Source organism: Nonomuraea sp. NPDC049141, assembly GCF_040648415.1.
In the GTDB taxonomy this organism is placed as follows: Bacteria; Actinomycetota; Actinomycetes; order Streptosporangiales; family Streptosporangiaceae; genus Nonomuraea.
Window position 1 is genome coordinate 22,121 of the sequence record NZ_JBEZDR010000029.1, and the last position, 11,466, is coordinate 33,586.

Annotated in this window: 9 protein-coding genes and 1 pseudogene; 2 read left to right on the plus strand and 8 right to left on the minus strand. The window is 69.9% G+C overall.

Annotated elements, in window-relative coordinates:
• Window positions 1–182 precede the first annotated feature (182 nt).
• From AB0B91_RS54565 to AB0B91_RS54600, 8 genes and pseudogenes are all read right to left on the minus strand, one after another.
• Window positions 183–929, minus strand: coding sequence for a hypothetical protein (locus AB0B91_RS54565; protein WP_358339459.1), 747 nt, complete (start codon window positions 927–929; stop codon window positions 183–185).
• Window positions 930–1,062: 133 nt separating this feature from the next.
• The gene (locus tag AB0B91_RS54570; RefSeq protein ID WP_358339461.1) at window positions 1,063–2,292 is read right to left on the minus strand and encodes a transposase; all 1,230 of its coding nucleotides are present in this window, start codon (window positions 2,290–2,292) and stop codon (window positions 1,063–1,065) included.
• Between the two features lie 153 nt (window positions 2,293–2,445).
• Window positions 2,446–5,016 (minus strand): ATP-dependent chaperone ClpB, encoded by a 2,571-nt coding sequence (gene clpB, locus AB0B91_RS54575; protein WP_358339463.1) that lies wholly within the window; start codon window positions 5,014–5,016, stop codon window positions 2,446–2,448.
• Window positions 5,017–5,070: 54 nt separating this feature from the next.
• A pseudogene (locus AB0B91_RS54580) lies at window positions 5,071–5,373 on the minus strand (helix-turn-helix transcriptional regulator); the annotation flags it as partial.
• 3 nt (window positions 5,374–5,376) lie between these two features.
• The gene (gene dnaJ, locus AB0B91_RS54585; RefSeq protein WP_358339465.1) at window positions 5,377–6,558 is read right to left on the minus strand and encodes a molecular chaperone DnaJ; all 1,182 of its coding nucleotides are present in this window, start codon (window positions 6,556–6,558) and stop codon (window positions 5,377–5,379) included.
• Window positions 6,559–6,581: 23 nt separating this feature from the next.
• The gene (gene grpE / locus AB0B91_RS54590) at window positions 6,582–7,178 is read right to left on the minus strand and encodes a nucleotide exchange factor GrpE (protein ID WP_358339467.1); all 597 of its coding nucleotides are present in this window, start codon (window positions 7,176–7,178) and stop codon (window positions 6,582–6,584) included.
• Window positions 7,178–9,049 carry a molecular chaperone DnaK gene (dnaK, locus tag AB0B91_RS54595; protein WP_358339469.1) on the minus strand — a complete coding sequence of 624 codons (1,872 nt, stop codon included), beginning with the start codon at window positions 9,047–9,049 and terminating at the stop codon, window positions 7,178–7,180. The genes grpE and dnaK overlap by 1 nt, the downstream gene beginning before the upstream one ends.
• A 169-nt stretch (window positions 9,050–9,218) precedes the next feature.
• The gene (locus tag AB0B91_RS54600; RefSeq protein ID WP_358339471.1) at window positions 9,219–9,677 is read right to left on the minus strand and encodes a hypothetical protein; all 459 of its coding nucleotides are present in this window, start codon (window positions 9,675–9,677) and stop codon (window positions 9,219–9,221) included.
• 92 nt (window positions 9,678–9,769) lie between these two features.
• Here AB0B91_RS54600 and AB0B91_RS54605 point away from each other — a divergent pair, with 92 nt between their 5' ends.
• Together AB0B91_RS54605 and proC are read left to right on the plus strand one after the other, a co-directional pair.
• Window positions 9,770–10,651, plus strand: a complete 882-nt coding sequence (locus tag AB0B91_RS54605; RefSeq protein WP_358339473.1) for a proline dehydrogenase family protein — start codon at window positions 9,770–9,772, stop codon at window positions 10,649–10,651.
• A gap of 17 nt (window positions 10,652–10,668) precedes the next feature.
• Window positions 10,669–11,463 (plus strand): pyrroline-5-carboxylate reductase, encoded by a 795-nt coding sequence (proC, locus tag AB0B91_RS54610; RefSeq protein WP_358339475.1) that lies wholly within the window; start codon window positions 10,669–10,671, stop codon window positions 11,461–11,463.
• The last annotated feature ends 3 nt before the right edge of the window (window positions 11,464–11,466 follow it).

Consider the following 11,466-nt stretch of genomic DNA (forward strand, 5'->3'; position numbering starts at 1 on the left):
AGGAGGGCGGCGCGGTCTGTTCTGCTGGGCGCATGGCGTGATCCGCGGATGGGTTGCGCGGGCCGTCTCCTCTGGTGCATGGCGCGGCCTGTCCTGTTGGGCGGGTGGCGCGAGCCGTTCCGTGGGTGAGTGCTGCGCGCTGTCCGGTGGGTGGGGGCGTGAGCGTGCGGGGGCGCGAGGCGTCAGTCCAGGGCCAGTCTCTGGATCAGGCCGTTGACGCCGTCGACGGCGGGGGCGTGCTCGGGCACCTCCGGCAGTACGGGGGCGACGGTCTCGCGCTTCACCTGATCGACGGGCGGGAGCGCGTTGACCGGCCGGAGCGGGTCGACGGGCCGGAGCGGGCCGACGGGAGACTCGGCCACGGTGCCCACGATGCGTGAGCCGGCCGCGGTCGCGTCGCCGGGCATGTCCACGGTGGGCTTGCCGGTGTGCGGCAGGCGCCGCGGCATGGGGAGGTCGGGTGCCTCCGCCAGCCTCGACACGTCCGCCAGGCCCGCCGCGCCGGGGATGCCGCCGGGGAGCGTCGAGGCGCCCGTGGTGGCGGCCATCCCGCCCTGGTCGGCGATGTTCATCACCGAATGGCCCGTCGCCAGGCCGGTGACGCCGAGCCGGTCGGCCAGGCGTACCGCGGCCATGGACAGGCGGTCGCCGGCCGAACGGGCCATCGTGCCGCTCTGCGACCCGGCCGGCACCACGAGATCCGTGCTGTCGTCGCAGACACGGACCGTGGACGCGGATACGGACGTGGACGTGGACGTGGACGTGGACACGGACGCCGTCACATCCGCCGACGGGCCGCCACAGGCATCCGAGGCGTCGGAGGAGGCGTAGGCGCCTGCGGGGCCCGTGGCCATCCAGCTCACTGCCCCGCTCACTGCCACGGTCAGCGTGGCCACTGCGAGGATGCCGCGGAACTTCCGAGATGACACTGCACGTCCTCCTGCTTCGGCTTTCGGTGATGCGACGAGAGCCGAAGCTAGCCACGACCGCCTCCGCCGCGTACCGGCTTGCCGGAAGGGTGGCGCAACGCTTGACGACGGAGGGCCGCCGTTGACCGTGCCATCAACTACCACCGGTTGAAGCTGATGGTTTGCTCTCGCGGTCCCGTCTGGGTGAAGGGAGGCCGGTAGCGTGTGGCTGGTTGATGGCAGCCCAGCCCGCTATGCCGCGTGTGGCGATGTTGCGGGCCGCGATGTGGTCGGCGTGCCCAGCGAGGCCACACCGGGTGCAGACGAACCGGCCCCGCGCCGGCCGGTTCGCCCTGGACACGCACCCGCACTCCGGACACGCCTGCGAGGTATACGCGGGGTCGACCAGCAGGAAAGCGACTCCGGCGCGGGCGGCCTTGTAGCGGGTGAAGGCGATCTGCTGGGCGAACGCCCAGCCGTGCAGGGTGCGCCGCTGGAACCGGTAAGCCCTTACCCGGCCGCGGATACCCTGAAGATCTTCCAGGGCGACACCACGGCCGGTGCGTTCGGCTTCACGCACCACGTATGTGCTGATTTGGTGGTTGAGGTCGGTCGTCATCCGGTGCTCACGCCCGGACAGGCGGCGCAGCACCCGACGCGCCGCCGGGGTGCCCTTCTTCTGCAGGCGTCGGCGTTGCCGGTGCCGCCGTTCCCGCAGGGTGCGGACGTGGCCGTTGCCACTGATCTGGCCAGGGAGGGCGGGGCCGGGCAGCACGACCCGGTCGGAGGTGACCGCCAGGTTCGCCACCCCTTGATCCACCCCCACAAAGCCGCCGACCGGCTCACGCACCGCTGGCTTGGGCAGGGTGAGGGCGACCTGCAGCAGCCACACCCCGCGTCGACAGATCAGGTCTGCCTCCCCCATCGGCAGCGTATCCACGGCCTTGAGGTCTTCTGGCCGGCCGGTGTAGGGGACGGTAACGCGGCCGGTGGGGGTCCACAACGACACCGTCCGGGCATCGCGACTCCAGCTCATCAGCCGGGCGTCGTAGGGGACGGCGCCGTGCGGGCGGAAGATGTGAGCGCGTTTCTTGGTGGAGCGCCGGTTGGCGTAGGCGCTGGCGACCCGGGCGATAGCCCGCACAGCCGCCTGCGCGCCCAGCCCGGCCACCTGCGCCCGCACCGCGTAATAGGCCAGCCGGTGCAACTCCACCACCGTGAAGACGCGGTGCTGCCAGGCCAGCCGGGACACGACGGTGGCAGCCTGATTACACACCAGCACCGCTGCCGCCAGCGCGTCGGCCTGAGCCGGTGTCGGCGTGAGCCGCAACTGCACGATCGAGGGCAGGCCATGCCGTTTGGCGGCGGAACGGCGGATCGCCATCGCGCACCTCCTGTCACAGCGTCCTCACCCACCGCACACATTACCGAACGTGACCGAGTCTTTCCATGCTGTTTTCGAAAGGGGGGGTGGCCCGTGTCATGAAACGCCGACGCCCGGAAACCAGCCGGTCTCCGGGGCGTCGCGAGCGCGGGGTCAGCCGCGGGCGATGGTGAGCTCGTCGTCGCCGAGGTCCACCAGGACGCGGTCGCCGTCCACGACCTCACCCGACAGCACCGACTTGGCCAGCTTGTCGCCGATCGCCGACTGCACCAGGCGGCGCAGCGGGCGCGCCCCGTACATCGGGTCGTAGCCGGTGAGCGCCAGCCACTCGCGGGCCGCGTCGGTGACCTCCAGCGTCAGCCGGCGGTCGGCCAGTCGCTGGGCCAGGCGCTCGACCTGGAGGTCGACGATGCGCGTCAGCTCTTCCGAGCCGAGCGCGTCGAACAGGATCACGTCGTCGAGCCGGTTGAGGAACTCCGGCTTGAACGCGTTGCGCACCGCGCCCAGGACGGCCTCGCGCTTGGCGCCGTTGGCCAGCTTGGGGTCGACCAGGAACTGCGAGCCGATGTTGGAGGTGAGGATCAGGATCGTGTTGCGGAAGTCGACGGTACGGCCCTGGCCGTCGGTCAGCCGGCCGTCGTCGAGCACCTGCAGCAGGATGTCGAAGACCTCGGGGTGGGCCTTCTCCACCTCGTCGAGCAGCACGACCGTGTAGGGCCGCCGCCGGACGGCCTCGGTGAGCTGGCCGCCCTCCTCGTAGCCGACGTAGCCGGGAGGCGCGCCGACGAGCCGGGCGACGCTGTGCTTCTCGGAGTATTCGCTCATGTCGATGCGAGTCATCGCCCGCTCGTCGTCGAACAGGAACTCCGCCAGCGCCTTGGCCAGCTCGGTCTTGCCGACACCCGTCGGGCCGAGGAACAGGAACGAGCCCGTGGGCCGGTCGGGGTCGGAGATCCCGGCCCGGCTCCGTCGTACGGCGTCGGAGACGGCCTGTACGGCCTGCTGCTGCCCGATGAGGCGCCGCCCCAGCTCCTCCTCCATCCGCAGCAGTTTGGCCGTCTCAGCCTCCAGCAGGCGGCCCGCCGGGATGCCCGTCCAGGACGAGATGACCTCGGCGATGTCGTCGGGGCCGACCTCCTCCTTGACCATGGCGTTGTCGGGGGTGGCGGCCTCGGAGGCGGCCCGCAGGGCCTGCTCCAGGCGTGGCACCTCGGCGTACATGAGCCGGGACGCGGCCTCGAAGTCGCCGTCGCGCTGCGCCCGCTCGGCGCTGCTCCTGGCCTCGTCGAGCTGCTTTTTGAGCTCGCCGACCTTGTTCAGGCCGGCCTTCTCGGTCTCCCAGCGGCCGACGAGGGCGTTGAGCTCCTCCTGGCGGTCGGCCAGCTCCTTGCGGAGGCGTTCGAGCCGCTGGATGGAGGCCTCGTCGGTCTCCTTGGACAGGGCCAGCTCCTCCATCTTCATCCGGTCGACGTTGCGCTGGAGCTGGTCGATCTCGACGGGCCGCGAGTCGATCTCCATGCGCAGCCGGGAGGCGGACTCGTCGACCAGGTCGATGGCCTTGTCGGGGAGGAAGCGGTTGGTGATGTAGCGGTCGGAGAGCGCGGCGGCGGCGACCAGCGCGCTGTCGGCGATCTGGACCTGGTGGTGGGCCTCGTAGCGGCCCTTGAGCCCGCGCAGGATCGCGATCGTGTCCTCGACCGTGGGCTCGCCGACGTAGACCTGCTGGAAGCGGCGCTCCAGCGCGGGGTCCTTCTCGATGCGCTCGCGGTATTCGTCGAGGGTGGTGGCGCCGATCATGCGGAGCTCGCCGCGGGCCAGCATGGGCTTGAGCATGTTGCCCGCGTCCATCGCGCCCTCGGCGGCGCCCGCCCCGACGACCGTGTGCAGCTCGTCGATGAACGTGACGATCTGCCCGTCGCTCTCCTTGATCTCGGAGAGCACGGCCTTGAGCCGCTCCTCGAACTCGCCGCGGTACTTCGCGCCCGCGACCATCGCGCCCAGGTCGAGCGAGATGAGCCGCTTGTTGCGCAGCGACTCGGGCACGTCGCCGGCCACGATGCGCTGGGCCAGGCCCTCGACGACGGCCGTCTTGCCGACGCCGGGCTCGCCGATCAGCACGGGGTTGTTCTTGGTGCGCCGGGACAGGACCTGCACGACCCGGCGGATCTCGGAGTCGCGGCCGATGACCGGGTCGAGCTTGCCGCTGCGGGCCCGCTCGGTCAGGTCGACGCCGTACTTCTCCAGCGCCTGGTAGGTGTCCTCGGGCGTCTCACTGGTGACGCGGGCGTGGCCGCGTACCTTCTCGAAGGCGTCGAGCAGCGCCTGCGGGGTCGCCCCCTGGGACTTCAGCAGCTCGGCGACCTGGCCGCCGTCGGTGGCCAGGCCGACGAGCAGGTGCTCGGTGGAGACGTACTCGTCCTCGAGCCGCTTGGCCCGCTGCGCGGCGGTGTTGATCACGGTCAGCAGCTGGCGGGAGCTCGACGGCGCGCTCACGGTGGAGCCCTGGGCCTTCGGCAGCGCGGCGAGCTGCTCCTCGGCCTTGGCGCGCAGCGTCTTCCAGTCGGCGCCGACGGCTTCGAGCAGCGGAACGGCGGTGCCGCCCGTCTGGGCGAGCAGGGTGGTCAGCAGGTGCGCGGGCGCGATCTCCGGATTGCCCTCCGCGGCGGCACGCCGCATGGCCCCGGAGAGAGCTTCCTGGCTCTTCTGGGTGAGCTTGTAGTCCATGTGTTTCTAGGCCCCCGGTGGCAGCTCGTAGCGGATCAGCGCCCTGACCATCTGCATCTCGGCGCGGAGGCGGTGAACCTCCTCACGCAGCCGCAGAGCCTCGTTCTCGAGCTCGAGAATCCGCTTGATGCCCGCGAGGTTGATGCCCTCTTCCTGGGAGAGCCGCTGGACCTCGCGGAGCTGGATGATGTCGCGGGTGGAGTAGAGGCGGCCGCGCCCCGCCGTACGGCCTGGACAGACCAGTCCGAGCCGGTCGTACTGCCGCAGCGTCTGCGGGTGGAGACCCGACAGTTGCGCGGCAACCGAGATCACATAGACCGGTGTTTCGTCTGACAGGTCGAAATAGTTGGCGTCCATCGGCTACTCGCTTCTGGCTCTCTGTATGAGATCAGCCCGCGGGTCCTCGCCCGCGGTCGCGGTGTTGAACTCCGTGAGGAGTTCGCGGGACTTGTCGTCCAGCGTCTTGGGGACGACCACCTCGACGGTGGCGAGCAGGTCGCCCTTGGTGCCGTCCTTGCGGGCGACGCCCCTGCCGCGAACCCGGAACGTGCGGCCGTTGGGGGTGCCCGTCGGAATGCGCAGCGTGACCGGCAGGCCCTTGAGAATCGGCACCTTGATCTCGGCGCCGAGCGCGGCCTCGGAGAACGTCACCGGCACGGTGATCGTCAGGTTGTCGCCCGTCCTGCCGAACACGGCATGTGGTTTGACGTGCGCGAGGATGTAGAGGTCGCCGGCCGGGCCGCCGTTCTCGCCCGGGGCGCCCTTGGCCTTGAGCTTGACCCGCTGGCCGTCGGCCACCCCCGCGGGGATGCGCGCCTGGATGTTGCGGGTGCTCTTGGCCCGGCCGCTGCCCTCGCACACGGGGCAGGGGTCGTCCACGAGCAGGCCACGGCCCTTGCAGTCGCGGCAGGGCTCGGAGAAGGCGAAGTTGCCCAGGTTGCGGCTGGCCGCCCCGGTGCCCTCGCAGGTCGGGCAGACCCGCGGGGTGGTGCCGGCCTTGGCCCCGGTGCCGCTGCACGCCGTGCAGGCGGCCGAGCTGGTCAGCCGGAGCGACACCGTGGAGCCTTCGACCGCCTCGGTGAACGTGAGCGTGACCTCGGACTCGATGTCCTGCCCACGCCGCGGCCTGGTGGTGCTGGTCGTACGGGCCGAGCCGCCGCCGCGGTTGAACAGCCCGCCGAACAGGTCGCCGAGCCGCTCACCCGCACCGTGGCCCTGCTGCTGCTGGCTGGCGGTGCCGCCGAACAGGTCGCCGAAGTCGAACGGGAAGCCGCCACTGCCGGGACGCTGGCCGCCCACCCCCGACCCGAACAGCGTGCGCGCCTCGTCGTACTCCTTGCGGCGCTTGCCGTCGGACAGGACGTCGTAGGCCTCGGAGACCTCCTTGAACTTGGTCTCCTTGGTCACGTCGCCCTGGTTGGTGTCGGGGTGGTATTGCCGGGCCAGCTTGCGGTAGGCCTTCTTGATGTCTTCGGCGGTGGCTGACTTGGGCACACCAAGGACGGCGTAGTAGTCCTTCTCCAGGTAGTCCTTGGTGCTCATCTATCGCCCTTCGTTCTTCTTCGTCAGTTGTCGTCGTCGGACGCCGGAGGGGCGTCTTCTGGCTCCGCCACGGCCACCCGTGCCGGGCGGAGCACCCGGTCACCCATCCGGTAACCGGGCTGTAGCACCTCGACCGCGGTCGGCTCGGTGACGTCCGGCGAGTAGCTGTGCATCAGCGCCTCGTGAACGGTCGGGTCGAACGGGTCGCCCTTCTGCCCAAAGGAGTTGAGGCCGAGCTTGGTGACCGCCGCTTCCAGTGACTCTGCCACCTTCGCGAAGCCACCGGTGAGCTCGCCGTGATCACGTGCCCTGCCGATGTCGTCGAGCACGGGCAGGAGCTCCTGGAGGGCGCTCGCGACGGCCTGCTCGCGAACCGCGACCCGGTCACGCTCGACCCGCCTGCGGTAGTTGGTGTACTCCGCCTGGAGGCGCTGCAGGTCGGACGTCCGCTCGGAGAGCTGCCCCAGCAGGTCCCCGTCCTGCGCCGCCACCTCGGTGGGGGCGGGGGGAGCGGGGGCCTCCTGGTCTTGCGGACGTTCGCGCACCTGGCCCGTCTCCGGGTCGATCTTACGGTTGTCGCGGATCACCGGCTCGTCGTGCCCGTTGTCACGCGTCGGCATCACTTGTCCTTCTTCGGCTGGTCTTCATCGACGATCTCGGCCTCGACCACGTCCTCGTCGGCCTTCTGCTGCTCGCCGGCCGCGGCGTCCTGCGGAGCGCCCTCGCCGTCGGCCTGCTGACCCTGGCTCTGCGCGTAGATCGCCGAGCCCATCTTCTGGCTGACAGTCGCGAGCTTCTCGGCCGAGTTGCGGATGACGTCGGTGTCGGTGCCCTCAAGAGCCTTCTTCAGCTCGGCGAGCGCGTCGTTGACCTCGGTCTTGATCTCGCCGGGGACCTTGTCGTCGTTCTCGCGGAGGAACTTCTCCGTCTGGTAGGCGAGCCCGTCCGCGTTGTTGCGGACCTCGGCCTCCTCGCGGCGCTTCTTGTCCTCCTCGGCGTACGACTCGGCCTCGCGCATCATCCGCTCGATGTCGTCCTTCGGCAGCGCGGAGCCGCCGGTGATCGTCATCGTCTGCTCCTTGCCCGTGCCCAGGTCCTTGGCGGAGACGTTGACGATGCCGTTGGCGTCGATGTCGAAGGTGACCTCGATCTGCGGGATGCCGCGCGGCGCCGGGGCGATGCCGGTCAGCTCGAACGTGGCCAGCTTCTTGTTGTACGAGGCGATCTCGCGCTCGCCCTGGTAGACCTGGATCTGCACCGACGGCTGGTTGTCCTCGGCCGTGGTGAAGACCTCGGAGCGCTTGGTCGGGATCGTCGTGTTGCGCTCGATGATCTTGGTGAAGATCCCGCCCTTGGTCTCGATGCCCAGCGACAGCGGGGTCACATCGAGCAGCAGGACGTCCTTGACCTCACCCTTGAGCACGCCGGCCTGCAGGGCGGCGCCGATGGCGACGACCTCGTCCGGGTTGACGCCCTTGTTGGGCTCCTTGCCGCCGGTCAGCTCCTTGACGAGCTCGGAGACGGCGGGCATGCGGGTCGAGCCGCCGACGAGCACCACGTGGGCGATGTCGGAGACCTTGATGCCGGCGTCCTTGATGACCTGGTGGAACGGGCCCTTGGTCCGCTCGAGCAGGTCGGCGGTCAGCCGCTGGAACTCGGCCCTGGTCAGCTTCTCGTCGAGGTGCAGCGGGCCCTCGGACGAAGCGGTGATGTAGGGCAGGTTGATGTTGGTCTCGGCCTGGCTGGACAGCTCGATCTTGGCCTTCTCCGCCGCCTCACGCAGGCGCTGGAGGGCCATCTTGTCCTTGGACAGGTCGACGCCGTGCGCGTTCTTGAACCGGTTGGCCAGCTCGTCGACGACCCGCTGGTCCCAGTCGTCACCACCGAGGTGGTTGTCGCCGGAGGTCGCCTTGACCTCGACGAAGCCGTGGCCGTCCTCCTGGCCGACGTCGAGCAGGGACACGTCGAAGGTGCCGCCGCCGAGGTCGAAGACCAGGATCGTCTGGTCCTGCTCCTTGTCGAGCCCGTACGCGAGCGCCGCCGCGGTCGGCTCGTTGATGATGCGGAGCACGTTGAGGCCCGCGACCGTGCCGGCCTCCTTGGTGGCCTGGCGCTGCGCGTCGTTGAAGTAGGCCGGGACGGTGACCACCGCGTCGGTGATCTTCTCGCCCAGGTAGGCCTCCGCGTCCTGCTTCAGCTTCTGCAGGACGAAGGCGCTGATCTGCTGGGGGGAGAACTTCTTGCCGTCGATCTCCTGGGACCAGTTGGTGCCCATCTCGCGCTTGACAGAGCGGATGGTCCGGTCCACGTTGGTGACGGCCTGTCGCTTGGCGACCTCGCCGACCAGGACTTCGCCGTTCTTCGCGAAGGCGACCACGGACGGCGTGGTCCGCGAGCCCTGCGCGTTGGCGATGACGGTGGGCTCACCGCCCTCGAGGATCGAGACGACGGAGTTGGTCGTCCCAAGGTCGATACCTACCGCACGTGCCATGAGTACGTCCCTGTAGTTAAAGTTGAGTCGGTTGGACTCAACGTACGAATGCCCGAACCGTTTGTCAAACAGCTTGAGCCTACCCGACTCAACCCCAGCCCGAGCACTCGCATTCCCCCCTGCAAGACGAGACCTCCGACACATGTGCCGGAGGTCTCATAGCGGAGGTTCAGGGCTTGGCGCCGTCCACGATCTTGCGCTTGCCGAGCGGCGACTTGAGCTTGACCGTCGTGGTCTTCTCCACCGCGATCATGATGCAGGCGACGTCCTTGGCCTTGGGGGCGGTGCCCTCGTAGAGCGTGACCGTGACGCGCTTGCCCGTCTCCTTGACCTTGACCCGGTCCAGGACGCTGCACGGCGCCACGCCCGACCACCAGGTCAGCTTGAGCTTGCGGCCGTGGGACGTCGGCTGCGCCTTGGTCCAGCGGACCTTGTGCGTGTTGATCGTGTCGCCCGTGGGCTTGACCGGTTTCGGAGACTTCGTGGGAGTCGTCTCGGCGGGTCCGCTCGCCACGGGGTCAGTGGTGACCGGCACCTGAGGGGCGGAGGCGGGGGCCTGCTTGGCAGGCGCCGGGGCCCCGCAGCTCGTCGCAAGCACCAGACATCCGGCCAGAAGAGTCGCTGTCATTGTGCGCATACTTCTTGGACGAATGGGACGCCTCGGAGGTTCAGCCGCCGGGATCCGGCGGAAACCGCGCCGGTGAAGTTAGGGTTGAACACGTGCTGCGTCAGGCCCTGTTGGCCGTCTCCAGGAGCGACCTCGCCGAGCGGGTCGTCACCACATCGCCGCTGACCAGGGACGTGGTCAGGCGCTATGTCGCCGACGACGTCGACGCGGTCATCGCCCGGCTGACCCGCGACGGGCTGCTCGTCACCGTCGACCACCTGGGCGAGGACGTCACCGACCGGGCGCGGGCCGAGCGCTCGGTCCAGGACCACCTCGCGCTGCTCGGCCGGCTGCCTCAGCACGCCGACGTGTCGATCAAGCTGACCGCGCTGGGGCTGCGGCTCTCCGAGCAGCTCGCGCTCGACAACGCGGCCACCATCTGCGAGGCCGCCGCGGCCAGGGGAGTGACGATCACCCTCGACGCCGAGGAGCACGACACGATCCCCACGCTCCACTCCGTGCACGCCACGCTGCGCAAGGAGCATCCCGACGTGGGCGTCGTGGTGCAGGCATACCTGCCGGACGCCCGCGAGCGCTGCGAGCGGCTCGAAGGGGCCAGGGTGCGGCTGTGCAAGGGCGCCTACACCGCGCCCGGCGCCCATACCGCTCCGGCCGACATCGACCGCTCGTTCGTGCGCTGCCTCAAGGTGCTGATGAACGGCACCGGCTATCCCATGGTCGCCACGCACGACCCCCGGCTGGTGGAGATCGCCTCGGCGCTGGCCGTGCTGACCGGGCGGGACGCGACGGGCTTCGAGTATCAGATGCTGTACGGCGTGCGGCCCGCCGAGCAGGCCCGCCTGGCCGGGCTCGGCGCCCAGGTGCGCGTCTACGTGCCCTACGGCACCGACTGGTACGCCTACCTCATGCGCCGCCTCGCCGAGCGCCCGCGCAACCTGGCCTTCTTCGCCCGGTCGCTGGTGAGCAGGCACTAGCTAGGTAGGCTACCGGCGTGATTGCGATTCTGGGCACGGGCAAGATGGGCGAAGCCCTCCTGTCTGGTCTACTTCGGGCAGGGTTCGATTCGGGCGACATCATGGCGACGGCCCGCAGACCGGAGCGAGCGCAGGCGTTGCGTGAGGCGTACGGCGTGCGGACCGTCACCAACGCCGAGGCGGCCAAGGCCGCCGAGACGCTCATCCTGGCGGTCAAGCCGCAGGACATGGCGACGCTGCTGGCGGAGATCGCCCCTTACGTCCCCGCCGACCGCTTGGTGATCACCGCCGCCGCTGGCATCACCACCGCCTTCGTCGAGCAGCGGCTCGGCGTCGAGGTGCCGGTGGTCAGGGTCATGTCCAACACGCCGATCCGCTTCGACGAGGCGATGAGCGTGATCTCGGCGGGCGCCCACGCGGGCGAGGAGCACCTCAAGCACGCCGAGGACCTGCTCAAGCCGGTCGGCAAGGTGCTGCGCATGCCCGAGTCGCAGCAGGACGCGGCCACGGCACTGTCGGGCAGCGGGCCCGCCTACTTCTTCTACCTGGTCGAGGCCATGGTCGACGCGGGGATCCTGCTCGGCATGCCCAGGGCCGCGGCGCTCGACATGGTCACCCAGTCGATCGTGGGCGCCGCCGTGATGCTGCGCGACTCGGGCGAGCACCCGGTTATCCTGCGCGAGGCGGTCACCTCTCCCGGCGGCACCACGATCGCGGCGATCGCCGAGCTCGAACGGCACAGCGTCCGCGCCGCCTTCCTGGCCGCCATCGAGGCCGCCCGCGACCGCAGCCGCGAGCTCGCCTCGGGCTGAGCC

Excerpts from the sequence above, each read along its gene's own strand:
- AB0B91_RS54570 (WP_358339461.1), bottom strand. The coding sequence starts at position 2,292 with ATGGCGATCCGCCGTTCCGCCGCCAAACGGCATGGCCTGCCCTCGATC.
- grpE (WP_358339467.1), bottom strand. The coding sequence starts at position 7,178 with ATGCCGACGCGTGACAACGGGCACGACGAGCCGGTGATCCGCGACAAC.
- dnaJ (WP_358339465.1), bottom strand. The coding sequence starts at position 6,558 with ATGAGCACCAAGGACTACCTGGAGAAGGACTACTACGCCGTCCTTGGT.
- dnaK (WP_358339469.1), bottom strand. The coding sequence starts at position 9,049 with ATGGCACGTGCGGTAGGTATCGACCTTGGGACGACCAACTCCGTCGTC.
- clpB (WP_358339463.1), bottom strand. The coding sequence starts at position 5,016 with ATGGACTACAAGCTCACCCAGAAGAGCCAGGAAGCTCTCTCCGGGGCC.
- AB0B91_RS54600 (WP_358339471.1), bottom strand. The coding sequence starts at position 9,677 with ATGACAGCGACTCTTCTGGCCGGATGTCTGGTGCTTGCGACGAGCTGC.